The sequence below is a fragment of the Kitasatospora sp. NPDC093806 genome (assembly GCF_040683335.1).
Lineage (GTDB): Bacteria > Actinomycetota > Actinomycetes > Streptomycetales > Streptomycetaceae > Kitasatospora.
The window spans coordinates 1-21,559 of sequence record NZ_JBFBDO010000126.1 but is presented as its reverse complement, the minus strand read 5'-3'; the positions used below and the strand labels follow the sequence as shown (position 1 = coordinate 21,559).

Sequence of the window (21,559 nt, the reverse complement as noted above, 5' to 3'; positions counted from 1 at the left end):
GGAAGTCGGACGGGCCGACTTCCCGCGCAGGCCGGTTGTGGGACACCGGCCCCTGTCGGTCGGGACGGTGGGACGGGGAGGGTGGGGCGGGAGTACGAACGATGAGGGTGGAGGGCGCGCGATGGGGAGCTACGTCAACGATCACGGTGGGGACGTCGACCCGCACGACCTGGACATGGTGGCCTTCCGGTCGGACCCGCGGCGGCGGGCGCGGGATGCGGTGCTCGCGGTCAACGCGGACATGCGGCGGAACTACGCCTCGCTCAAGGCCGAGCTGGTCGGCCACCTCGGACCGGTGATCGTCGTGCAGAACGACTCGCAGGGCGGGCGGTACACGCTGGTCGACGGCGGGGAGCGGGAGACGCTGCACCCGGTGGACGAGGTGTTCGAGCTGGCCAAGTCCATCGCGCACGTGCCGCTGGGCATGTACGCGATCCTCGCGCCGCACCTCGCGGGGCCGGAGGGGCTCGGCTGGGTGCGGCCGTTGCGGGAGTTCGGGGGGACGCTGGCCGTCGCGCGGCAGCAGTTGGCGGCGGCGGGGTTGCCGGGGGAGCTGGAGGCGTCGTCGCGGCGGATCCTGGACGCGGCGCTGCGGTTCATCGCGGTGTCCGTGGAGCGCGGGTCGTTCGGCGTGGAGTCGTTCACCGCGTTCACCGGCGGCGTGTACCGGGACATCCGCGGCAACATGTTCCACGCCGCCAAGGCGCAGATCGCCGGGGTGGAGGCGATCATGCGGCGCTGGCGGCGGCGGGTGGGGGAGGAGCGGTGGCCGCAGCTCTACGTGGTCGTGCTCTCGATCTGGACCACCTCGGTGCTCAACCAGAACACGATCATCATCAAGCGGTTCATGGACCCCGCCGCCGTCGCCACCCACCTCATCGACCTGCCGACCGCCGAGTTGCCCGCCGACCCCGTCGCCACGGCCCTCGACAACCTCGCCCGGATCGTGCAGGACAACGTCGCGGCGGAGCTGGTGTTCCCGGTCGACCAGGAGATCGCCGACGCCCTCAAGGGCCGGGAGGACCTGCTCTCCGACGCCATCCAGGAACAACTCGCCTGCCCCTACCAGGACAAGCGGACGGCGGTCAGGGAAGCCACGCGCGTGGACGCGTAGTGGCGGGTGTGACGGGCGGAAAAGCCGTGGAGCGGGAGGAGCCGGGCGGCCTACGCTGGCCCGCATGGCCCACGCGAAGACCTCCTACGTCTGCCTGCCCTGCCGGGCCTCCTACAAGCAGCCCTACGGGCGCGAGCGCGATCGGGTGTGCCCGCGCTGCACTGGCCCACTGATCCACGCGGGGTCGGCGTTCGCGGCGCCGCGCCGGCGGGACGACGCCGCCTGGCGCACGCTCACGCTGCTCCTGAACGCGGGCATCGGCTTCCACAAGAGCTGCTGCGGCGGCCCGGGCTACCGCCCCCGCACCCGCCACGCGGTGCGCGAGCGCAAGCTCTACGCCCAGCGCACCGGCGAGCCCCTGGCGCGGGCCCTCATCCGCTGCGACCTCCCGTGGGAACGAACGGTCGCTTGAGGCAGGGGAGTTGATCCACCGGCAGGGGACGTGGGGTACACGGTATGGTCCGGGGCCGCTCCCCGGCGCACCGGAAGTGGCCTGTTTCGGCGACTTCTTCGACACCTTGCCGGTGGATTGGTAGCCATCCCTGGCCTCGGCATCGCCTATAGTGCTGCCACGGCCGTGGCGACGGCCGCGGCTGCGCGTCGTGTCCCCGTGCCCACGATGCCCATGACGGCCTGAAGTTGAGTCATCGCGATCACCCTCGGTACACCGTGCCCACAAGCATGCGCCGAGGCGCGGGCGGCGCATGTGAGAGGGAAGCGCGATGCCCCGACACACCCACGGCGACGCCATTCCGCCGCACCTGAGGGCGGCAGCGATCCGCTGCGCCCTGGAGGTCGTCGGCGACCTGCAGGACGTGCTGCAGTATTCCGCCCCCGCGCTCGCGGACCACGGGTGGGCGCGTATGTGCATGTACCGCGCGAGCGACGCGATGGACGCGATCGGCCGCTTCGTCGGTGTGTTCGCGGCCCATCTGGTGCGCGGCGGTGAGAGCCGTGCGGCGATCCGGGGGCTGCTGCGTGCCGACCGCGAGTGTCTGCGGACCGCGAGGCCCGGTTGTCTCGGCGGCCGACGGTACCTGGAGCACGACCTCCACCGGATGCCGGAGTGGCTCACCGATAGGGTGTACTCCTCTCTCGCCTTCGTCATGCTGCGCCTGCCGGTCGTGCTGCGCCGTAGCCTGCGGTCCCGGGACACGCTCTGGTCGAGTAGGTGTCTTCTCCCGATGGTCGATTCCATGGACGAACTGGGCCGGCTCATTGGGCTGTTCGCGGCCGTTCACGGGGACGTGCTGGACGAGAGCACGCTGGCGCGGTATCAGCACCTGTTCCAGCAGCGGCCGCGGGTGAACATGCCGACCGATGACGACCACGACTACCTCAACGGATTGCTCGGACTGCCGGGAAGGGCAGAGGCGCTGGTTTGGTACCACGTCGGTCGGCGTACGGCGGATTGGCCCGAGGGCCCGCTCGGGCCGGATTCGTATGAGGAGAAGGTCTTCACCCTGCTGGCCATGCTGGAGGAGCAGTTCGATGGGCACCGGTGGGAGGGCCCGGACGGCACGCCGTTGCCGAGGGTTCGGAGCGCCGCTGCGGCTTGCCTCAACGGACTGGAGTTGGCGAAGGGGGAGGATGCCGACGACCCCGTGTACTGGCTGACGGGCGACGAGCGGATTTACGCGGAGGTCGTGGCCACGCTGCTCAGGGAGCGGTTGGCGGGTGGGCGCCCGGACTCGGCGGAGCGTGATCGAAGGTCCATGCTCGAGGTCCTCCACACCGCGCTCAACGGCGCCCCCGTCGGGAGCCAGCGATGAACGGGGCGGCCGTCGGTGTGCGGCTGCTGTGGCTGCTGGTGGCGGTGCTGTTCTCGGTCGTCATCGGGCTGCTGACCTTCATTCTCCGCATCCGTATCGGGTCGCGCGCGGCGGAGGCCGCGCTGCTGGCCGGGTCGGCCTTCGGAGGCAGCATGCTGGTCGCGCTCGGGCTGCTGGCGTTCGCGTTCGGCGGGTGAAAGGGCCGGGCGCTTCGGGTGGGGCGCCCGGCTTTCGGGGGTTCAGGGCGTCGGGTAGCCGATCTCGGCGATGTCGTCGGTGAGGCCGTCGAGGTCGAGGTCCGGGTTGAGGGCGGTGACGACGGCGGGGGTGAGGGGGCGGAGGGCCAGGACGTGGGCGATCGCGGAGAGGTCCAGGGGGTGCTCGGGCTCGTAGTATTCCTCGGCCCAGGTGCGGTAGGCGGCCGCGGTGCCGTCGGCCAGCAGGTCGAAGAGGTCCACCCCGCCCGTCGGGGCGGCGGACGGGGCCTGCCAGGCGGTAGCCCCGGGGGTGCGCCAGAAGCAGACGGTGGCGTCCGGCTTGCCGTCGGAGTCGCCGAAGGCGGGCTCCTCGACGAAGGGGCGGAAGGCCTCGGGGACCTCGGCGAGGAGGTGGGGCGCGGGGGGAGCGGTGTGGTCGAGTCCGCGCGCGTACACGCCGGCCGGGGAGAAGACCAGGAACCAGTCGTCGCCCTCGCCGTTGCGCATCGACGCCGTCTCCTCGCCCTCGCCCCACGTCGAGTCGTACGAGTAGTAGCGGTCGGCCCAGTCGGGGCTGAGGATCGCCTCCAGCATGGCCAGGCCCCGGCAGCGGTCGCGCAGGGTGGGGACGTCGGGCAGGCGGGTGAGGAGTCGGTGCAGGTCGGGCGTGCTGTGCATGGCGGTATTGAAGCAGAGTCGATCACCCCCCCCAGAGTCGACATAACGATTAGTGTATGTATGCTCGCCTGATGCACCATGACCTCGTCGACGGCGTCCCCGTCATCTGGACCGAGACGCCCGGCCCCCTCGAAGCCACCCTGATGTTCGGGTGCGGGCTCAAGGACGAGACCTTCCGCACCCTCGGGGTCACGCACCTGGTCGAGCACCTGGCGATGAGCACGCTGCCCCGGCTGCACTTCGACCACAACGCCTCGGTCAGCCTCTCGATCACCGACTTCACCTGCACCGGCCGCCCGGAACAGGTCGTCGACTTCCTCGCCCGCGTCTGCGCCGCCCTGACGGCGCTGCCCCTGGAGCGGATCGAGCAGGAGGCCGGAGTGCTGGCCGCCGAGGGCAGCGGCGTGGCCGACCCGGTCACCGCCGAACTGCTGTCGATCCGTTACGGCACCCAGGGCCTCGGCCTGGCCTCCTTCAACGGCCCCGGCGCCGACCGCATCCCGCTCGACGCCGTCCGCGAGACCGTGGCCCGCCACTTCCACGCCGGCAACGCCGTCCTCGCCCTCACCGGCCCGCCGCCGGAGGGCCTGCGCCTCCCGCTGCCGCCCGGCCCCCGCACCGCCCGCGCGCCGCACCCCGCCCCGCGCACCACCCGCTCGTCCTGGCACCGGGCCGACGTGCCCGGACCCGGCCTGCTGCTCTCCTGCAGCCTCGACGACCAGGCGATGCTGCTCGCCGCCCACGTGCTCAGCCAGCGCCTGACCGACACCGCCCGTCACCAGCTCGGCCTCAGCTACGACGTCGACGGCACCGCCGTTTTCGTCGGTCCCGGCCGTGGCGAGCGCAGCATCCAGCTCGACGTTCGCGAGGGCCAGGAGCAGCGGGTCGCCGAACTGCTCTGGCATGAGGCCGTCCGCCTCGCCACCGAGGAGCCCACCGAGGCCGAACTCGCCGATGAACGCGAGGCCGCCCGGGAGTTCCTGACCGATCCGCGCACCGCTGACCTGGAGGTCGCCGAACGCGCGGCCGACCTGCTGTTCGGCGAGACCCACCTGGACGGGGAGACCAAGCTCGCCCTGCAGGCCGAGGTGACCCCGGCTCAGGTGCGGGAGGCGTTCGCGGCGGCGATGGAGACGGCGCTGCTGCTGGTGCCGTGCGGGGTGGAGCGGCTGACCCTCGGTCGGCCCGACGGATCGGCGCTGCCCGCCGGTGGCTGCTCCGAGCGCACCGCGCTGCCGGTCGGGTCGCAGTACCGGCCGCCGCTGCTCGCCCGGGCACGGTCCGGTGCGGCGCGCAAGGTCCGGCTGGTGGTGAACGCCGACGGCGCGTGGTGGCAGGACGAGGAGGGTCTGATCCACGGCTTCCCGTTCACCGAGGTGGTCGGCGTCGAGGTCCAGGAGGGCGGCCGCATGCTCCAGGGCCTCGGCAACTGCTTCGTCCCGGTCGCCTCGGAACTGTTCGCCGGCCTCGGACGGGCCATCGCCACCATCGACGCCGCCGTCCCCGAGGCCCTGTGCTACCCGGCCTCGGCCCTGCGCGCCACGGGGTGACCTGAGACGCGTTCGGCCGCCGACCCGACGACCGGTCGGGAGATCGACGGGCGCGCGCGCCGCGTCAGGGTGTGCTGCTCAGGGCGTAGGTGCGGAAGGTGGCGAGGAGGGGGAGGACGTCGGTCTTGCTCGGCTCCTCGGTGACGGCGCGCATGGCGTCGATCACCGCGTGGGCGATCAGCTTGACCACGGCGAGGTCGTCGTCCGCCGTCTCGCCCCAGGCGCGCAGGGTGCGGGTCAGCAGGGCGCTCATCCGGGCGCCGATGTTGGAGCTCACCGCGTCGGTGAGTTCGGCGAGTTCCTCGTCGGTCATGCTCGACCGCAGGCCGAAGGCGAGCGCCATCAGCGTGTCCACGGCGTGCTCGCCGTAGGCCGCGACCAGGGCCGCGAGCGGTCGTTCGGACGGGCCCCGGGCGGCCAGCGCGGCCAGGGCCTCGTCGTCGTCCTTCCACGCCGCTTCGAGCGCGGCCAGGGCCCGCAGGGCCTCGTCCACCATCAGGCCATCCGTCATGCGGAGAACGGTATTGAGGCGTGGCGAGGCGCGCGCGGGTTCGGGTCGGGGTCTCACTCCTTCGAGCGAAAAGCACCGGGTTCCGGCTCGGGGAGGGCGGCCGCCCTCCCCGAGCCGGGAGATGACGAGGGGTCAGGCCGGGCCGTGCTCCCGGCCGAACGCGGTGGCGTCCCAGTCGCCGTGCAGCGCCGGGGCCAGGGCGGCGGCGGCCAGGGCGGGGAAGTCCGGTGCCAGAGCGGCCCGTTCGGGGAGCGCGCCGAGCAGCGGGGCGCCGGCCGCGCGGGGCAGGTCGGCCAGGTTGCAGCGGTCCGCGAGGCCCGGGGCGTCCGGCCAGGCGCCGACCACCACGCCGAGCAGCGGCAGGCCGCGCGCGGTGAGCGCCTCGGCCGTCAGGGCGGTGCTGTTGAGCGTGCCCAGGCCGGCCGTGGCGACCAGCAACACCTCCACCGGCAGGCCGAGTTCGCGCACCGCGAGGGCCTGGTCCGCCAGCGTCCGGCCCTGCTCGTCGTAGCGGACCAGCAGTCCGCCGGCGCCCTCGACCAGCACCAGGTCGTGCCGGTCGGCGAGGTCGGCCACCGCCTTGGCGACGTCCTCCGCCGCGAGCGGCGGCAGGCCGGACCGCCGGGCGGCCGTGTCGGGCGCCAACGGCTCGGGGTAGCGGGCGAGTTCGCGGAGCGTGAGGGACGGGCCGGTGCCGGCCAGCCGGCCGACCTCCTCGACGTCCCCCGGCTCGTCCGGCGCGAGGCCGGTCTGTCCGGGCTTGAGCACCGCGACCCGCAGCCCCGCGCGCAGCGCGGTCGCGGTCACGGCGGCCGTGGTCACGGTCTTGCCGACCTCGGTGCCGGTCCCGGTGACGAAGACGATCCGCGCGCTCATCGGGCCACCGCCGCGGTAGAGGCGGCCGTCGAGGCCACCGCCGCCGCCGTCACGGCCGCGGCGATCCGTGCCACGTCCTCGTCGCCGCTCACGAACGGCGGCATGGTGTAGATGAGGTCCCGGAACGGGCGCAGCCAGACGCCCTCGCGCGCGGCCGCCTCGGTGGCCGCGACCACGTCGACGGGGTGGTCCAACTGGACGACGCCGATCGCGCCGAGCACCCGGACGTCCTTGACGCCGGGGAGCACGGCCGTGTCCGCCAGCCCGGTCCGCAGTCCGGTCTCGATCCGCTTGACCTCGGTCTGCCAGTCCTGTCCGAGCAGCAGATCGATCGAGGCGTTGGCGACCGCGGCGGCCAGCGGATTGCCCATGAACGTCGGCCCGTGCGCGAGCACCGGCATCTCGCCCCGGCTGATGCCGTCGGCGATCTCGGCCGTGCACAGGGTGGCGGCCATGGTGAGGTAGCCGCCGGTCATCGCCTTGCCGAGGCACATCACGTCCGGCGAGACGCCGGCGTGGTCGGCGGCGAACAGCGCGCCGGTGCGGCCGAAGCCGGTGGCGATCTCGTCGAAGACCAGCAGCACCCCGTGCCGGTCGCACAGTTCGCGCAGCATCCGCAGGTATTCGGGGGAGTGGAACCGCATCCCGCCCGCGCCCTGCACCACCGGCTCGACGATCACCGCGGCCAGCTCGCCCGCATGACGCTCCATCAACTCCTCGAAGGAGTGCAGGTATTCGTCGTCGACGGGGGCGTCGAACCCGGCCGGCGGCTGCGCCGCGAACAGCTGGTCGGGCAGCACCCCGCCCCACAGGTGGTGCATGCCGCCCTGCGGGTCGCAGACCGACATCGGGTGGAAGGTGTCCCCGTGGTAGCCGCCGCGCCAGGTGAGCAGCCGGCGCTTCTCCGGCCGGCCGACGGACTGCCAGTACTGCAGGCACATCTTCATCGCGACCTCGACGGCCACCGAGCCCGAGTCGGCGAGGAAGACGTGCCGCAGCGGCTCCGGCGTGATGTCCACCAGGGTGGCGGCGAGCCGGACGGCGGGCTCGTGGGTGAGCCCGCCGAACATCACATGGCTCATCCGGCCCAGCTGCCCGCGCACCGCCTCGTCCAGCACCGGGTGCCCGTACCCGTGGATCGCCGCCCACCAGGACGACATGCCGTCGACGAGTTCGCGGTGCCCGCCCGCGACCGGTTCGGCCAGCCGGAGCCGGACGCCGGACGCGGACTCCACCACGTACGGGGTGACGGTGCCGGGCATCGGCCCGTACGGGTGCCAGACGTGCGCCCGGTCGAGCGCGAGCAGGGTGTCGGTGGACAGCTGGGCCATCAGGGGTCTTCCTGTGCGGTGCGGGGTTCTCAGGCGTTGGGCGCGAGCTCGGTGCCGGCGCCGCGACGGCGGACCCGGACCAGGTCGGTGCGCGCCTCGTCGGCCTCGTCGGTCTCGGCGGCGTCCGCGGTGACGGCCGGGGCCGCGCCGTGGCTGTGACCGCCGCACGGACCGCAACCACCGCCCGTCCCGCACCCGCTCGCCGCCTCGGCGGTACCCGTCCCGCAGCCGCCGACCGCGGCCGCCGCGATGTCCGCCCGGTGCCGGGGCAGGGTGCGCTCGCCCATGCCCTCCACCTCGAAGCCGGCGTCCCGGATCATGTCCAGGTCGGCCTGCCCGGCCTGCCCCTCGCTGGTCAGGTAGTCGCCCAGGAAGATGGAGTTGGCGACGTGCAGGCCCAGCGGCTGCATGCTGCGCAGGTGCACCTCGCGCCCGCCGGCGATCCGCACCTCGGTGTCCGGGTTGACGAACCGCACCATCGACAGGATCCGCAGGCAGCGCTGCGGGGTGAGGTTCCACTCCTTGGCCAACGGGGTGCCCTCGAACGGGATGAGGAAGTTGACCGGCACCGAGTCCGAGCCCAGCTCGCGCAGCGCGAAGACCACGTCGACCAGGTCCTCGTCGCTCTCGCCCATGCCCGCGATCAGGCCGGAACAGGCCGACAGGCCCGCGCCGTGCGCCTTCTCCACGGTGTCCACGCGGTCCGCGTAGGTGTGGGTGGTGGCGATGTCGCCGTAGGTGCCCTCGGAGGTGTTGAGGTTGTGGTTGTAGGCGTCGACGCCGGCCGCCTTCAGCCGCTCGGCCTGGTTGTCGGAGAGCAGGCCGAGGCAGGCGCAGATCTCCACCGCCGGGTCGGCGTCCTTGATCGCGGCGACGGTGTCGGTCACCCGGTCGATGTCGCGGTCCGTCGGGCCGCGGCCGCTGGCCACCAGGCAGACCCGCTTGGCGCCGCCGGACACGCCGGCCTTCGCCGCCTCGGCGGCCTGGTCGGGCTTGAGCCAGGTGTACTTCAGGATCTCGGCCTTCGAGCCCAGGCGCTGCGAGCAGTACGAGCAGTCCTCGGGGCAGAGCCCGCTCTTCAGGTTCACCAGGTAGTTGAGCTTGACCCGGCGGCCGAACCACCGCCGGCGCACCCGCCCGGCGGCCGCGACCACGTCGAGCAGCTCGTCGTCGGTGGTGGCGAGGACGGCGAGCGCCTCCTCGCGGGTGGGGGTCTCCCCACGCAGGCCCTTGGCGGTGAGGGTATCGAGCAGATCCATGGGCCTGATCCTGCCTGCTGCCCCGCGAGCGACGCCAGAGGAAACCCACCAGAAGATCCCCGGGAGGATGTGCGAGTTGTCACAGTGTCGCAGCTCACGGTAGTGGCGTCGGTCACGTCCGCGGGCCGGGTGGGACGGCCCCCGCTGGCGGACGGTCGCCGGACCGTCACCGGATGCCCGCCCCAGTGATCTCCACCACCCGTGACCTGCATACAATCTGCCCCATGACCACGCAGGGGGAGCGCGCCCCGACACCGGCACAGGCACCGGCGGAGCGGCCGGCCGAGTACCCGTCCGAACAGCCGTCCGGGGCGTACCGGCCCTACCGGGCCAGAAGAGTGACCACCCGCCGGGTCGTCGGCTGGGTCGCGGTCATCGGCGTGGTCGCCGCAGGCGGCTGGATCATCACCCGCCCGACGCCCGGCGACTACATACCCGGGCTGGGCCCCTCCAGCCGGGAGGCGTCCAAGACCCCGCCGGTCGTCGGTGACGCGCCGCGCGCCGTCGCCGACCCCGAGGCGCTCGACGTCGACCTCTACTTCCCGGCCCAGCGGATCGTCGAGTCCGGTGGCTACAAGGGCAAGCGCTCCGGCGTCCGCCGCGGTGACAACTGCACCGAGGTGCTCCAGGACCGCACCCTGGAACTGCTGCGCGAGGCCGGCTGCAAGGGCTACCTCGCGGTCAGCTTCGCCGCCCAGGAGAAGCCGGTGCTAAGCAGCGTCACCCTGCTGCGCTTCGCCGACGCGCCGTCCGCCGCCCGCGCCGCCGAGTCGCTGCGCGGCAAGCCCGGCTCGGTGGCCTTCATCCTCCCGGACGCCAACACCGCCCCCGCCCTGCCGGCCGGCGCGGCCAAGCCCGGCACCGAGCCGCGGGTCGAACTCGTCGGCCACTACGTGACGGTCACCAGCTCGCGGCCCGCCGACGCGCACACCGCCGGCACCCCCGGCGCCACCCCCAGCGGGGCCGGCCCCTCGGTCAGCCCGCTGCCGGTGCCCTCGGTCAGCGCGAGCCCGGCCAACCTCGACCAGCTGCTCGACGAGGCCACCCGGGCCGTCTCCTACACCGCCGGCGCGCCGTTCGTCTGGATGTAGTACCGACAACCGCAAGGAAGAGGGGCGGGCCGCTCACCGCGGCCCGCCCCTTCCTTGTACTACGGCCCGTCAGCCGTCCAGCCGGTCCACGGCGGTGACCCGCACCACCGCGCGGCCCTCCTCGTCCGAGCCGTACAGGTCGACCTCGGCGCTGATCCCCCAGTCGTGGTCGCCCTCCGGGTCGTCGAAGATCTGCCGGACCCGCCAGGCGGAGTCCTCCTCCTCGATGATCAGCATCTTCGGGCCGCGCGCGTTCGGACCGGTGCCCAGGTCGTCGTACTCGTCCCAGTACCCGTCCATGGCGTCCGCCCAGCGGTCCGCGTCCCAGCCGTACTCGCCGTCCAGCTCGCCGAGCGCGCCCCAGTGCTCCAGCGCGCACAGCTCCACCCGGCGGAACATCTCGTTGCGCACCAGCACCCGGAACGCCCGCGCGTTGGCCGTCACCGGCGCCGGCTTGTCGTCCAGCGCCACCTCCGCCGCCTGCGGCTCGGTCGGGTTGGCCAGCTGCTCCCACTCGTCCAGCAGGCTGGAGTCGACCTGGCGGACCAGCTCGCCCAGCCAGGCGATGACGTCCTTCAGGTCGTCGGTCTTCACGTCCTCGGGGACGGTCTGCTCCAGCGCCTTGTACGCGCTCGCCAGGTAGCGCAGCACGATGCCCTCGGTGCGGGCCAGCTCGTAGAAGCCGACGTAGTCCGAGAAGGTCATCGCCCGCTCGTACAGGTCCCGCACCACCGACTTCGGCCGGAGCTCGTGGTCGCCGATCCACGGGTGCGCCCGCCGGTACACCTCGTAGGCGTGGGTGAGCAGCTCCTCCAGCGGCTTCGGGTAGGTGATCTCCTGGAGCCGCTCCATCCGCTCCTCGTACTCGATGCCGTCGCGCTTCATCTCGCCGACGGCCTCGCCGCGCGCCTTGTTCTGCTGGGCGGCGAGGATCTGGCGCGGGTCGTCGAGGGTCGCCTCGACGACGGACACCACGTCCATCGCGTACGAGGGCGAGGTCGGGTCGAGCAGCTCGAACGAGGCCAGCGCGAAGGTGGACAGCGGCTGGTTGAGCGCGAAGTTCTCCTGGAGGTCCAGGGTGAGGCGGACGATCCGGCCCTCCGCGTCCGGCTCCGGCAGCCGCTCCACCACGCCGCCCTCCAGCAGCGAGCGGTAGATGGCGATCGTGGTGCGGATGTGCCGGCGCTGCGCCGCCCGGTCCTCGTGGTTGTCGGTGAGCAGCTTGCGCATCGCCTCGAAGGCGTTGCCCGGGCGGCCGATCACCGACAGCAGCATCGCGTGGCTGACCTTGAACCGGGACACCAGCGGCTCCGGGTCGGCACCGATCAGCTTCTGGAAGGTCTCCTCGGACCAGCCGACGAAGCCCTCCGGCGCCTTCTTGCGGACGATCTTGCGCTTCTTCTTCGGGTCGTCACCGGCCTTGGCGACGGCCTTCTCGTTCTCGATGACGTGCTCGGGCGCCTGCGCCACCACCTGGCCGACGGTGTCGAAGCCGGCCCGCCCGGCCCGGCCGGCGATCTGGTGGAACTCCCGGGCCCGCAGCATCCGCACCCGCTGCCCGTCGTACTTGGAGAGCGCCGTGAACAGCACCGTGCGGATCGGCACGTTGACGCCCACGCCCAGCGTGTCCGTCCCGCAGATCACCTTCAGCAGGCCCGCCTGGGCGAGCCGCTCCACCAGCCGGCGGTACTTCGGCAGCATGCCCGCGTGGTGCACACCGATCCCGTGCCGGACGAAACGCGACAGGTTGCGGCCGAACTTGGTGGTGAAGCGGAAGTTGCCGATCAGCTCGGCGATGGCGTCCTTCTCCGCCTTCGAGCACATGTTGATGCTCATCAGCGACTGCGCCCGGTCCACCGCCTCCTTCTGCGTGAAGTGCACGACGTAGACCGGCGCCTGGCCGGTCTGCAGCAGCTCCTCCAGCGTGTCGTGCATGGTGGTGCGGCGGTACTCGTAGAACAGCGGCACCGGCCGGGTCGCGTTGCGCACCACGGTGGTCGGCCGGCCGGTGCGGCGGGTGAGGTCCTCCTCGAAGCGGCGGACGTCGCCGAGCGTCGCCGACATCAGCAGGAACTGCACCTGGGGCAGCTCCAGCAGCGGGATCTGCCAGGCCCAGCCGCGGTCCGGCTCGGCGTAGAAGTGGAACTCGTCCATGACCACCTGGCCGATGTCGGCCCGGGCACCGTCGCGCAGCGCGATCTGCGCCAGCACCTCGGCGGTGCAGCAGATGATCGGCGCGGTCGGGTTCACCGAGGCGTCGCCGGTCATCATGCCGACCTGCTCGGTGCCGAAGATCTTGCAGAGGTCGAAGAACTTCTCCGACACCAGCGCCTTGATCGGCGCCGTGTAGAAGGTCCGCTGCCCCTCCGCCAGCGCGGCGAAGTGCGCGCCCGCCGCCACCAGGCTCTTCCCCGAGCCGGTGGGCGTCGCCAGGATGACGTTGTTCCCGGACACCAGCTCGATCAGCGCCTCCTCCTGCGCCGGGTACAGCGAGATCCCGCGCTCCTCCGTCCAGGCGGCGAACGTCTCGTACAGCGCGTCGGGCGTGGCGGGCTTCGGCATCAGATCAAGGAGGGTCACCGGGCTATCTTGCCTGCTCGCCGCCGCCCCCGGCAAAGCCCGGCGTCGCCCGCGGTCACTTCGCGGGGACGGTGGGCGGTGCGGCCACCAGGGCCGCACCGGGGCAGCCCTCCCGGCCGGCGGCGGTCACCGCGACGAGCCAGGCCAGCCGGACGTGGGCTTCCCGGACGGCGGTGCCCCGGTCGTCGCCGGTGACCGGGCCGCCGCTGACCAGGACCTGCCGGAACGGCTGACCGCCGGTGCCGCCCGGATCGCCGGCGGAACAGCGGTAGACCAGGCTGACATTGGCGTCGGAGGTGATCACCCCCGCCGCCCCGGCGCCGAGCTGCAGCGGCCGGGGGTGTCCCGCGAGGTCCGGCGTCTCGGCCTGGTGCTGCAAGTAGCCGTAGCCGCCCTCGTCGGTCTGCCGGACGGTGACGCTCACCAGCGGCCGGCCCTTGGCGTCGTTCCAGTAGACGACGCAGCGGCCCGCCGGCTTGCCGGAGAGGTCCCCGGACTGGTCGACGTGCGCGGTGCCGTCGTCCCCGGCGAGCGGCTCCAGGTCGGCCGCGGTCACCGTGGACCAGCAGGCCGCTGCCGGCAGCTCGACGGACTGCCACGGCTTCCAGACCCAGGCGGAGACGGCGGCGGCCAGGGCCAGCGGCAGACCGACGGCCGCCAGCAGCCGCCGCCTGCGGGCACGCCGCTCGGCGACCTCGTGCAGCGCCCGTTCGAAGACGCCGGGGGGTTCGGTCGGGGTGTCGGCCACGGCTACTTCTTCTCCTCCTTCTTGGGGAAGTGGGTGTCGTAGGAGGCCTTGCCGCTGCTGTAGCCGTTGTTCTCCTCGTTGGCGGCCCGGCGGGCGACGTCGTTGACGTAGTTCGGATCGACACCCGCGTTGCGGCCGGCGTCGCGGACCGCGTCGACGATCGCCTGCTGCGACTTGGCCTCGGCGTTCTGCAGCGTGCTGCCGGCCTTGTCGATCGCCTCGTTCCGGGTGTCCACCTTGTAGCTCTCGGCGACGCTGTCCATGATGTGGTTGACCACCGCGTCGACGCCCTCGCCGGCCAGGGGCGCCCGTTCCTTCAGCATGTCGCCGGCGAACCCCCAGACCTGACCGGCGAGTTCGCGCTTGGTGTCGATCGCGGCGTTGTACTCGGCGTCGCTGGTGGTCTGCTTGGTGTAGACCTCTTCGATCATGGCGCTGGTGATCAGACCGTTGACCTGGCCGGCCGGGCGGGCGACGTTCTCGACCGCCAGGGCGATGTCCTTGTGCAGCTCGGGGTGGGCCAGCACGTCCTGGATCTGGGCCGTGGTGTACGCCTGCTGGCCGGCGGCGATGGCGGCGTAGGCGTCCGGGTCGTGGCCGAGCGTGCCGACCAGCCGGGCCACCGCCGTCTGGTCGAAGAGGTGCGTCGGGGCCCCGGCGCCTTCGAGGGCGTTCTGGACGTCGCCGATGTAGTTGGCGGTCATGTTGCCGAGGCTGCCGTTGAGGTCGGCGAACGGCGCGTGCTCGCCGCGCAGCAGGTCCGGGCCCTCGCCGGTGCCGAACTTGTGGACGACCTCCTTCATGATCTCTTCCATCGCCGCCGTGTGCGGCGGGAACTTCCCCTGCTCGTCGTCGTACGCCTTGCCCGTGGTGGCCGCCTCCAGGGCGTGGCCGAGGGCGGTGACGTCGAACGGGTCGGCGGTGCCCGGGTTGGGGCGGGGCGGGTACTGCTGGTCGAGCAGCAGTGAGCGCTCGCCCTTGTCGGTGAACATCTCGAAGTAGGTGTTCTTGCCGCCCGTGCTCTTCACGGTGCCGTCCGGGTTGTACGTGGTCGGCGCGTCGTGGAAGAACTTGGTGGCCGCTTCCGGGCTGTGGCCGAGCGCCTCCAGCACGGCGGACATCGGGTTGATGCCCCGGATGTTGCCGTCCTTGTCGGGCACCCCGACGAACCTGAGCTCGGTGAACGGGTAGGTCGCCTTGCCGGCCGCGTCCCAGCGCATCGGGTTCTCGTTGGTGAGCTGGGTGACGTGCTCGGCGACCGGGTTGAGGAAGTGCGGGTCGTACTTCCCGCTGCGCAGGATGTTGCCGAGGATCTGGTAGCCGTACGGGCTGTGCGCCGGGTCGGCGCCCGCCGGGACGGGGATCTGGGTGGCGCCGGCCTTGCGCAGGCGGGCCTCCCAGTCGTCGGAGACGTGCGGCTGCTGCTTGCTGTCGGTGGCGGTGGCCAGGGTGAGGCCGAGGCCGTCCTGGATGTGCTTGACCGCCTCCGCGCGGGCGGGGCTGCCGCCGAAGTCGGCGCTCTGGGCGAGGGCGCCGTAGGAGGCGAGGAAGGTCTGCGGGTCCTGCTTGCCGTAGAAGGCGGAGGCGAACCGCGGGTCGGCGCCGTGGTGTTCGAGCAGCGACCGGAGGTGGGCGAGTTCGGCGTCGGTGGCCTTGCCCCCGGCGCGGACGATCCGGGCCGCGTCGGCGGCGTCGGCCTCGGCGATGCCGCCGACCGCGAGGGGGTTGAACTCGGTGGTGTCGTTGCCGGTGTCCAGGGCGAGCGCGCTCGCCGCGCCGGTGTCGGCCTCGGTGGCGCGGTCGAGCGCGGCGGCGATGTCCTTGGCGACGGCGGAGGCGTTGGCCTGGTTGGTCCTGGCGTAGTCGGGGTCGTTGCGGTCGGCCTGGTTGGTGGCCGGCGGCCAGTGGACGCTGCCGTCGGCGGCGACGGTGAGGCCCTGGTCGGCGGCGGTGCGCAGCGCCGTCTCCAGGTCCTTCTTGGCGGCCGCGAACTCGTCGTGCGCGTCGCGCAGGGCGCGGGCGATCGCCGAGCCCTCCTCGAAGGCGTTGTGGATGTTGTCCCGGGTCTTGGTGAGCGCGGTGGCGGCGGTCCCGGCGGTGTCGCCGTGCCAGCCGGAGTGCTGGACGGCGCCGATGACGTCGTTCTGCATCCGGGTGGTGAGGTCCCACTTGCGGAGCATCTGCTCGAAGTCGCCGGCGGCGGCCGCGAGGGCGGTGAGGTCGACGTGCTGGAGCTGGCTGAAGGTGACCATGGTCGGCGGCGTTCCCCTGCTACTGCTGCGGCGCGAACTGGGCGTGGATGGCGGCCTCGGTCTGCGCGTAGTTCCGGGCGGTGGTGTCGAGGTTGCCGGCCAGCTGGCCGATCTCCAGGGCCAGGTTGTTCGCCTGGTCCGACCAGATGCTCCAGGCGATGGTCAGCCGGCCGCCGGTCTCCCACCCGCTGAGCGAGGCGGCCGCGGCGGCCACGTGCTGCGCGGGCTGGGTGAGCTCGGTCTTGACGGCGCCCTGGAGCGCGTGCGCGTTCTGCGCGGCCTTCTGCAGCAGCGGCGGGTCCGCCTTCAGGGTCTGCCCGCCGGCCAGCGACACCGGCGCCGCGTTCGCGCCCGCCAGGTCCGGGAACTGCTGCTTCGCCTCCGCGGTCAGGTTGCCCGAGCCGTCGAACAGCCACGGGTTCATCCGCCGCTCGAATTCCAGGTCCGCCATTTGTGTATCCCCCCATGTCCGGAACGGTGGCGAGGCTAATCGGGATCGAACAACAGACGGAAATCCATGACCGAATCTTTGGATTCTTTGCCGTTCCATGGGAATGGAAATGAAGCGGAAGCATTGCCGAGGTTGAATTCGGGTGAACGGGATGTGCGCGCCGCCGCCATGACTGTGCCCAGCCGCACATTGCCCACCCCGCGCCCGCCGTGCCAGAGTGCCGACCATGGTCAACCGCACCGCGTCCGCCCCGCCCGCCCCCGGCGCCGTCTTCGACTGGCTCGACGAGACCGCCGAGCAACGGGCCCGGGCCGGACTCACCCGGACGCTGCGCAGCAGGCCCGCCGACGACCCGGTGCTCGACCTCGCGGGCAACGACTACCTCGGGCTCACCCGGCACCCCGCCGTCACCCGGGCCGCCGCCGACGCCGCACTGCGCTGGGGCGGCGGGGCGACCGGCTCCCGGCTGGTCACCGGCACCACCGCGCTGCACACCGAACTGGAGGAGGAGCTGGCCGCGTTCTGCGGAGCGGAGGCGGCCCTGGTGTTCTCCTCCGGCTACACCGCCAACCTGGCCGCGCTCACCGCGCTCACCGACCCCGACACCCTGATCGTCTCCGACGCGTACAACCACGCCTCGCTGATCGACGGCTGCCGGCTCGCCCGCGCCGAGGTCCATCGCGCCCCGCACAGCGACCCGGCCGCCGTCGCCGATGTCCTCGCCGAGCGCGCGCGGCCGCGGGCCCTGGTGGTCACGGACTCCGTCTTCTCGGTCGACGGCAACGCCGCCCCGCTCGCCGAACTCGCCGTCGCCACCCGCCGGTTCGGTGCCGCGCTGCTGGTCGACGACGCGCACGGGCTGGGCGTCCTCGGCCCCGGCGGCGCGGGCGCCCCGGCCGCCGCCGGGCTCGCCGGAGCCCCCGACCTGGTCACCACCGTGACCCTCTCCAAGTCGCTCGGCTCCCAGGGCGGCGCCGTCCTCGGCCCCCGCCGGGTGATCCGCCACCTCACCGAGACCGCCCGCACCTTCATCTTCGACACCGGCCTCGCCCCGGCCGCCGCGGGCGCCGCCCTCGGCGCCCTGCGGCTGCTGCGCGCCGAACCCCACCGCGCCGAGCGCGCCCGCGAGGTCGCCCGCACGCTGTCCGCCCGCCTCGGCGCGGCCGGTTTGCACGCCTCCGCCCCGGACGCGGCCGTCGTCTCCGTCCGCGCCCCCGGACCGGAGGCCGCCGTCGCCTGGGCCGCCGACTGCCGGCGCGCCGGGCTCGCCGTCGGCTGCTTCCGCCCGCCGTCCGTGCCGGACGGCATCTCCCGCCTGCGGCTCACCGCGCGCGGCGACCTGACGGACGAGCAGATCACCGAGGCGGTCCGGATCATCGCCTCCCTCGCCCCGGCCGGCGCACACCTCGCGGGGTGAGCCGGAGGCCGGGCCGCCACGGGGGAGAAGGCGGCCCGGGCCTTGTGCGGTGACGCGGTGGCGCGGCCCTCGCGGAGTGACGCGGCGGCCCGGCTGTCACGGGGCGAGGCTGCCCGGGCGGCCCGGCGGATCGGCTGCGGGCTCAGGTGGCTGCGGGCCCGGGCCGGCGGTGGGTCAGTCGAGGGCCCGCGTGTTCACCGCGGGACGCGCGTCGCCCGCCGCGACGCCGCCGTCCGTGCTCAGGCCCGCTGCCGTGTCCGCCCGCAGGTCCGCGCCGCCCTTCGCGTCCAGGCTCGCGAGCAGGCGTAGCCCGTCCTCGGCCGGGCTGCCGGGGGCCGCGGACAGCACCAGCAGCTCCATGCCCGAGGCGTCCGGCAGCGCGAAGTTCTCCTGGTGCAGTTCCAGCAGCCCGACCAGCGGGTGCCGGTACGCCTTGCGCCCATGGGTGCGGGCGCGCACGTCCGCGCGGGCCCAGAGGCGGCGGAAGCGCTCGCTGCCCATCGCCAGTTCGCCGATGAGCGAGGCCAGCCGGGGGTCGTCGGGGTACTTGCCGGCGGCGAGTCGCAGGTGTCCGACCACGTCCAGGGTGCAGGCGTCCCGGCCTTCGTAGAGGCCCCCTTCGTCCTCCTCCAGGAAGATGTGCCGGGCGATGTTCAGGCCGGGCATCCGGCGGCCGAAGAGCAGCTCGGCGAGGCGGTTCCCGGCGAGCGCGTCCAGCCGGTGGTCCATGATCATCGCCGGTGCGTGGGTGACCAGGTCGAGGACGCGCAGCAGCTCCGGCCGCACCCGCCCGCCCGGCGCCTTCGCGGGGCGGCGGCGCTGCCGGGCGAGCCGGTAGAGGTGCCCGCGCTCGGTCTCGTCCAGGCCGAGGACGCGGGCGAGCGCGTCGAGGACCTGCTCGGAGGGCTGGGTCGCGCGGCCCTGCTCCAGGCGCACGTAGTAGTCGACGCTGACGCCGGACAGGTGCGCCACCTCCTCGCGCCGCAGCCCCTCGACCCGGCGGCGGCTGTCGGTGGCGATGCCGGCGGCCGCCGGGTCGACCCGGGAGCGCCGGGTCCGCAGGAAGCCCGCAAGATCGTCCATGGCTCCCAGTATGGCCTCGGTGATGCCCCGTCAGGCCCCGCGAGGGTGGCCCTGCGGGTACCAGGAAGTCCGGTCCGACGGAATCGGCGCCCCTGAACACCGGGCGCCGCGGCGGCCAGGATCGAGGCAATCGAGGCATCCGGACCCAAGGAGTCGAGTTCCCCATGAAGACGCTGATCGTCTACGCCCACCCCGAGCCCGAGTCGCTCAACGGCTCGCTGAAGGACCTCGCGGTGTCCACCCTGGAGGCCGCCGGGCACGAGGTGCGGGTGAGCGACCTGTACGCGATGAACTGGAAGGCGGTGGTCGACGCCGCGGACTTCGGCCCCGACGCGTCGAGCCCGCTGAAGGTCCCGCAGGACTCGGGCCGGGCCTTCGAGGCCGGGACGCTCACCGCGGACGTCCGCGCCGAGCAGGAGAAGCTGCTGTGGGCGGACACGATCGTCTTCCAGTTCCCGCTGTGGTGGTACACCATGCCCGCGATCCTCAAGGGCTGGGTGGACCGGGTGTTCACCTACCGCTTCGCGTACGGCGTCGGCGAGCACAGCGACACCAAGTACGGCGAGCGCTTCGGCGAGGGCACCCTCGCGGGCCGGCGGGCGCTGCTGGCGGTGACCGTCGGCGGCCCGGAGTCGCAGTACTCCGCCCGCGGGATCAACGGCCCGATCGACGACCTGCTGTTCCCGATCCAGCACGGCATCCTCTACTACCCGGGCATGGAGGTGCTGCCGCCGTTCGTGCTGTACGGCGCGGACCGGCTGACCGGCGAGGACTACCAGGACGCCGCCAAGGCGTGGGAGCAGCGCCTGCTCACCCTGGAGTCGACCGAGCCGATCGCGTTCCGGCGGCAGAACTTCGGCGACTACGAGCTCCCCTCGCTGCGCCTGAAGGAGGGCCTGGAGCCCGCCGGCCGCTCGGGCTTCGGCCTGCACGTGCGCGGTTAGGGCCTGCTGAACCACCCGGCCCGCCCGTGCGTCCCAGCCGTCGGGGAGCAAGGGGTTCCGACACAGGGGGTGGATATGGATCCGGACATCCGGCTCGCGTTGGGCAAGGCGATGGTCCCGGTCATGGCGGTGCTGGTGCTGCTCGGCCTCGGCGGCTGGGGCGTGGCGGTCGCGGCCGAGGGCCTCGCCTACGGCGCCGGGCTCAGCGGGACGCGGGGCGCGCTGGTCGCCGAACGCTGTCAGCGCGTCGACCGGTCCGAGGCGGTCCCGCGGGTGACCGGCGACTGCCGGGGCACCTTCTTCCCCGACGGCGGCGGGCCCGCGGACGAACGGGCCCGGACGCCGGACGACGAGGCGGTCGACCTCCACCGGCGGGTCCCGGTCGCCTGCGCGGCCGACGGTGTCTGCCGGCCCACCGGCGCCTTCCCCGTCCTGCACTGGGTGAGTGTCCTGCTGCTCGCGCTCACCGCCTTCCCGGTCGCCGGCTTCGTCGCCGTGCAGGGGCTGCTGGTCACCCGGGACTGGTCGCAGCGGTGGCGGATCGGTCTCGGGGTAGCCGCCGCCGTCCTGCTGCTCGGCGCCTTCGCCACCTTCGCCGGTGCCATGGCGGCCAAGTAGGCCGCCATGGCACCCCGCGTCAGAGACCGGCCAGCTCGCGGAGGAAGGACGTCCCGGCGTCCGTCCGGCCCGCCGCGAGGCGGGGGGCGGCGATGAGGACGGCGGTGGCGCGGCACCAGGCGTGGAGGCGGGTGGCGTCCGCGCCGGGGACCAGGGCGGTCAGTCCGGCGATCCGGGTGGTCAGGGCGGCGGGGTCGGTGACGCCGTCCAGGACCCAGTCCACCAGGTCGAAGTCGGAGTCGCCGAGGCAGGCGCGCGGGTCGATCGCGACCGGGCCGGCCGGGCCGAGCAGGACGTTCGCGGGGTGCAGGTCGCCGTGTACCAGCGCCACCGGGCCGCCGGGGGCGGTCAGCTCCCGGGCCAGTGCGCGCGCGGCGGCGGTCGACACCCCGGGGGCCCGGCGTTCGGTCAGGTCGAACAGGAAGTCCAGCCGCTCCGCCAGCGGCGGCAGCGCCACCCCGGCGGAGGGCGCCGACCGCAGGGCGGTCAGCATCCCGGCCACCTCGGCGGGCCGCCAGCCGTGCTCGCGCAGGGTGGTGCCCGGCGCGACGTCCGCGAGCAGCAGCGCGCCGGTCGCCGGGTCGTGCTCCAGCAGCCGCACCACCGACGGTGACCCGCGCCCCGCGGTCAGCGCGGCTGCCTCCTGCTCGGCGACCCGCCCGTCCGGCGTCAGCTTCAGCCAGACGGTTGCCCCGTCCGTGCCCTCAGCCCCGTCCGCGCGCCGCTCGCAGCGGAACACCCGCGCCGTCCCGCCGCCGCCGGCCGCCCGCACCGACAGGCCCCAGCGCGCGGACAGCGCGGCCACCAGCTCGGGCAGCGCCGCGCACCAGGCCTCGGCCCCGGGCCCGAACCGGACCGTCAGCCGCGCCCGCACCTCCGCCGGGACGACCGCGAGCCCGCTCACGGCCGGCCCAGCACCAGCAGCGTCTCCGCGCCGACCGGCCGGTAGCCGGCGGCCTGGAAGGCCCGGACGCTGGTCGCGTTCCCGGGCGCCTGCTGGGACCAGATCCGCTCGCCCGTCGGCAGCAGGTGCCGGGCGGCCAGGGCCAGGGCCCGCCCGAGGCCCCGGCCGCGCGCGGCCGGCTTC

The 21,559-nt window shown here is 73.4% G+C and carries 20 protein-coding genes and 1 pseudogene; 9 read left to right on the top strand and 12 right to left on the bottom strand.

Translation table 11 applies throughout. From position 1 onward, the window contains the following. The first annotated feature begins 121 nt into the window (after window positions 1-121). From AB0N76_RS34815 to AB0N76_RS34800, 4 genes are all read left to right on the top strand, one after another. Entirely contained in the window at window positions 122-1,114 is a 993-nt protein-coding gene (locus AB0N76_RS34815) for a hypothetical protein (protein WP_363564197.1), read from the top strand. A 64-nt stretch (window positions 1,115-1,178) separates the two neighbouring features. After that, window positions 1,179-1,526, top strand: a complete 348-nt coding sequence (locus tag AB0N76_RS34810) for a deoxyxylulose-5-phosphate synthase (RefSeq protein WP_363564195.1) — start codon at window positions 1,179-1,181, stop codon at window positions 1,524-1,526. 310 nt (window positions 1,527-1,836) lie between these two features. After that, window positions 1,837-2,886: a hypothetical protein gene (locus AB0N76_RS34805; RefSeq protein ID WP_363564193.1), complete on the top strand. Its 1,050-nt coding sequence runs from the start codon at window positions 1,837-1,839 to the stop codon at window positions 2,884-2,886. Next, the gene (locus AB0N76_RS34800) at window positions 2,883-3,083 is read left to right on the top strand and encodes a hypothetical protein (protein WP_363564191.1); all 201 of its coding nucleotides are present in this window, start codon (window positions 2,883-2,885) and stop codon (window positions 3,081-3,083) included. Before AB0N76_RS34805 ends, AB0N76_RS34800 begins: the two co-directional genes overlap by 4 nt. Before the next feature lie 42 nt (window positions 3,084-3,125). Here AB0N76_RS34800 and AB0N76_RS34795 read toward each other — a convergent pair whose 3' ends face one another. Further along, entirely contained in the window at window positions 3,126-3,761 is a 636-nt protein-coding gene (locus AB0N76_RS34795) for a hypothetical protein (protein WP_363564189.1), read from the bottom strand. A 71-nt stretch (window positions 3,762-3,832) separates the two neighbouring features. On the opposite strand from AB0N76_RS34795, the gene AB0N76_RS34790 reads away from it, so the two are divergent. Continuing rightward, the gene (locus AB0N76_RS34790; protein WP_363564187.1) at window positions 3,833-5,311 is read left to right on the top strand and encodes an insulinase family protein; all 1,479 of its coding nucleotides are present in this window, start codon (window positions 3,833-3,835) and stop codon (window positions 5,309-5,311) included. A 64-nt stretch (window positions 5,312-5,375) separates the two neighbouring features. On the opposite strand, the gene AB0N76_RS34785 is transcribed toward AB0N76_RS34790, so the two are convergent. The 4 genes from AB0N76_RS34785 to bioB all read right to left on the bottom strand — a co-directional run bounded on the left by AB0N76_RS34785 (window position 5,376) and on the right by bioB (window position 9,288). Beyond that, window positions 5,376-5,822, bottom strand: a complete 447-nt coding sequence (locus AB0N76_RS34785) for a hypothetical protein (protein ID WP_363564185.1) — start codon at window positions 5,820-5,822, stop codon at window positions 5,376-5,378. A 132-nt stretch (window positions 5,823-5,954) separates the two neighbouring features. Continuing rightward, complete coding sequence (bioD, locus tag AB0N76_RS34780) at window positions 5,955-6,698, bottom strand: dethiobiotin synthase (protein ID WP_363564183.1); 744 nt, start codon at window positions 6,696-6,698, stop codon at window positions 5,955-5,957. Then, window positions 6,695-8,029 carry an adenosylmethionine--8-amino-7-oxononanoate transaminase gene (locus AB0N76_RS34775; RefSeq protein WP_363564181.1) on the bottom strand — a complete coding sequence of 445 codons (1,335 nt, stop codon included), beginning with the start codon at window positions 8,027-8,029 and terminating at the stop codon, window positions 6,695-6,697. Before AB0N76_RS34775 ends, bioD begins: the two co-directional genes overlap by 4 nt. A gap of 29 nt (window positions 8,030-8,058) precedes the next feature. After that, window positions 8,059-9,288 (bottom strand): biotin synthase BioB, encoded by a 1,230-nt coding sequence (gene bioB, locus AB0N76_RS34770; RefSeq protein ID WP_363564179.1) that lies wholly within the window; start codon window positions 9,286-9,288, stop codon window positions 8,059-8,061. A 224-nt stretch (window positions 9,289-9,512) separates the two neighbouring features. Here bioB and AB0N76_RS34765 point away from each other — a divergent pair, with 224 nt between their 5' ends. After that, on the top strand, window positions 9,513-10,379 hold the full coding sequence (locus tag AB0N76_RS34765; RefSeq protein WP_363564177.1) for a hypothetical protein: 867 nt from the start codon (window positions 9,513-9,515) through the stop codon (window positions 10,377-10,379). A gap of 69 nt (window positions 10,380-10,448) precedes the next feature. On the opposite strand, the gene AB0N76_RS34760 is transcribed toward AB0N76_RS34765, so the two are convergent. Genes AB0N76_RS34760 through AB0N76_RS34745 form a run of 4 tightly spaced genes read right to left on the bottom strand, consistent with a single transcriptional unit; the run spans window position 10,449 to window position 16,410 of the window. Beyond that, window positions 10,449-12,959, bottom strand: a complete 2,511-nt coding sequence (locus AB0N76_RS34760; RefSeq protein ID WP_363564175.1) for a DUF3516 domain-containing protein — start codon at window positions 12,957-12,959, stop codon at window positions 10,449-10,451. 55 nt (window positions 12,960-13,014) lie between these two features. After that, window positions 13,015-13,707 (bottom strand): hypothetical protein, encoded by a 693-nt coding sequence (locus AB0N76_RS34755; RefSeq protein ID WP_363564173.1) that lies wholly within the window; start codon window positions 13,705-13,707, stop codon window positions 13,015-13,017. Between the two features lie 2 nt (window positions 13,708-13,709). Further along, window positions 13,710-15,959 (bottom strand): hypothetical protein, encoded by a 2,250-nt coding sequence (locus AB0N76_RS34750; protein WP_363564171.1) that lies wholly within the window; start codon window positions 15,957-15,959, stop codon window positions 13,710-13,712. A 19-nt stretch (window positions 15,960-15,978) separates the two neighbouring features. Continuing rightward, complete coding sequence (locus tag AB0N76_RS34745; protein WP_363564169.1) at window positions 15,979-16,410, bottom strand: hypothetical protein; 432 nt, start codon at window positions 16,408-16,410, stop codon at window positions 15,979-15,981. 226 nt (window positions 16,411-16,636) lie between these two features. Here AB0N76_RS34745 and AB0N76_RS34740 point away from each other — a divergent pair, with 226 nt between their 5' ends. Beyond that, a complete protein-coding gene (locus AB0N76_RS34740; RefSeq protein ID WP_363564167.1) occupies window positions 16,637-17,827 on the top strand; it encodes an 8-amino-7-oxononanoate synthase in 1,191 nt (396 codons plus the stop codon). Window positions 17,828-18,001: 174 nt separating this feature from the next. Here AB0N76_RS34740 and AB0N76_RS34735 read toward each other — a convergent pair whose 3' ends face one another. Then, window positions 18,002-18,910, bottom strand: a complete 909-nt coding sequence (locus AB0N76_RS34735; protein WP_363564165.1) for a helix-turn-helix transcriptional regulator — start codon at window positions 18,908-18,910, stop codon at window positions 18,002-18,004. A 164-nt stretch (window positions 18,911-19,074) separates the two neighbouring features. Between AB0N76_RS34735 and AB0N76_RS34730 the strand changes: the two genes are divergently transcribed. Together AB0N76_RS34730 and AB0N76_RS34725 are read left to right on the top strand one after the other, a co-directional pair. Further along, a complete protein-coding gene (locus AB0N76_RS34730) occupies window positions 19,075-19,854 on the top strand; it encodes an NAD(P)H-dependent oxidoreductase (protein WP_363564163.1) in 780 nt (259 codons plus the stop codon). Between the two features lie 75 nt (window positions 19,855-19,929). Then, window positions 19,930-20,472, top strand: a complete 543-nt coding sequence (locus AB0N76_RS34725; protein WP_363564161.1) for a hypothetical protein — start codon at window positions 19,930-19,932, stop codon at window positions 20,470-20,472. Window positions 20,473-20,491: 19 nt separating this feature from the next. Here AB0N76_RS34725 and AB0N76_RS34720 read toward each other — a convergent pair whose 3' ends face one another. Beyond that, on the bottom strand, window positions 20,492-21,376 hold the full coding sequence (locus tag AB0N76_RS34720) for an aminoglycoside phosphotransferase family protein (RefSeq protein WP_363564159.1): 885 nt from the start codon (window positions 21,374-21,376) through the stop codon (window positions 20,492-20,494). Then, window positions 21,373-21,559 (bottom strand): annotated as a pseudogene (locus tag AB0N76_RS34715) (GNAT family N-acetyltransferase); the annotation flags it as partial. The pseudogene AB0N76_RS34715 and the gene AB0N76_RS34720, both read right to left, overlap by 4 nt.

What these genes read in the sequence shown, in the direction of transcription:
- AB0N76_RS34815 (WP_363564197.1), top strand. Translation starts at nt 122, where the DNA reads ATGGGGAGCTACGTCAACGATCACGGTGGGGACGTCGACCCGCACGAC.
- AB0N76_RS34810 (WP_363564195.1), top strand. Translation starts at nt 1,179, where the DNA reads ATGGCCCACGCGAAGACCTCCTACGTCTGCCTGCCCTGCCGGGCCTCC.
- AB0N76_RS34805 (WP_363564193.1), top strand. Translation starts at nt 1,837, where the DNA reads ATGCCCCGACACACCCACGGCGACGCCATTCCGCCGCACCTGAGGGCG.
- AB0N76_RS34800 (WP_363564191.1), top strand. Translation starts at nt 2,883, where the DNA reads ATGAACGGGGCGGCCGTCGGTGTGCGGCTGCTGTGGCTGCTGGTGGCG.
- AB0N76_RS34795 (WP_363564189.1), bottom strand. Translation starts at nt 3,761, where the DNA reads ATGCACAGCACGCCCGACCTGCACCGACTCCTCACCCGCCTGCCCGAC.
- AB0N76_RS34790 (WP_363564187.1), top strand. Translation starts at nt 3,833, where the DNA reads ATGCACCATGACCTCGTCGACGGCGTCCCCGTCATCTGGACCGAGACG.
- AB0N76_RS34785 (WP_363564185.1), bottom strand. Translation starts at nt 5,822, where the DNA reads ATGACGGATGGCCTGATGGTGGACGAGGCCCTGCGGGCCCTGGCCGCG.
- bioD (WP_363564183.1), bottom strand. Translation starts at nt 6,698, where the DNA reads ATGAGCGCGCGGATCGTCTTCGTCACCGGGACCGGCACCGAGGTCGGC.
- AB0N76_RS34775 (WP_363564181.1), bottom strand. Translation starts at nt 8,029, where the DNA reads ATGGCCCAGCTGTCCACCGACACCCTGCTCGCGCTCGACCGGGCGCAC.
- bioB (WP_363564179.1), bottom strand. Translation starts at nt 9,288, where the DNA reads ATGGATCTGCTCGATACCCTCACCGCCAAGGGCCTGCGTGGGGAGACC.
- AB0N76_RS34765 (WP_363564177.1), top strand. Translation starts at nt 9,513, where the DNA reads ATGACCACGCAGGGGGAGCGCGCCCCGACACCGGCACAGGCACCGGCG.
- AB0N76_RS34750 (WP_363564171.1), bottom strand. Translation starts at nt 15,959, where the DNA reads ATGGTCACCTTCAGCCAGCTCCAGCACGTCGACCTCACCGCCCTCGCG.
- AB0N76_RS34745 (WP_363564169.1), bottom strand. Translation starts at nt 16,410, where the DNA reads ATGGCGGACCTGGAATTCGAGCGGCGGATGAACCCGTGGCTGTTCGAC.
- AB0N76_RS34740 (WP_363564167.1), top strand. Translation starts at nt 16,637, where the DNA reads ATGGTCAACCGCACCGCGTCCGCCCCGCCCGCCCCCGGCGCCGTCTTC.
- AB0N76_RS34735 (WP_363564165.1), bottom strand. Translation starts at nt 18,910, where the DNA reads ATGGACGATCTTGCGGGCTTCCTGCGGACCCGGCGCTCCCGGGTCGAC.
- AB0N76_RS34730 (WP_363564163.1), top strand. Translation starts at nt 19,075, where the DNA reads ATGAAGACGCTGATCGTCTACGCCCACCCCGAGCCCGAGTCGCTCAAC.
- AB0N76_RS34725 (WP_363564161.1), top strand. Translation starts at nt 19,930, where the DNA reads ATGGATCCGGACATCCGGCTCGCGTTGGGCAAGGCGATGGTCCCGGTC.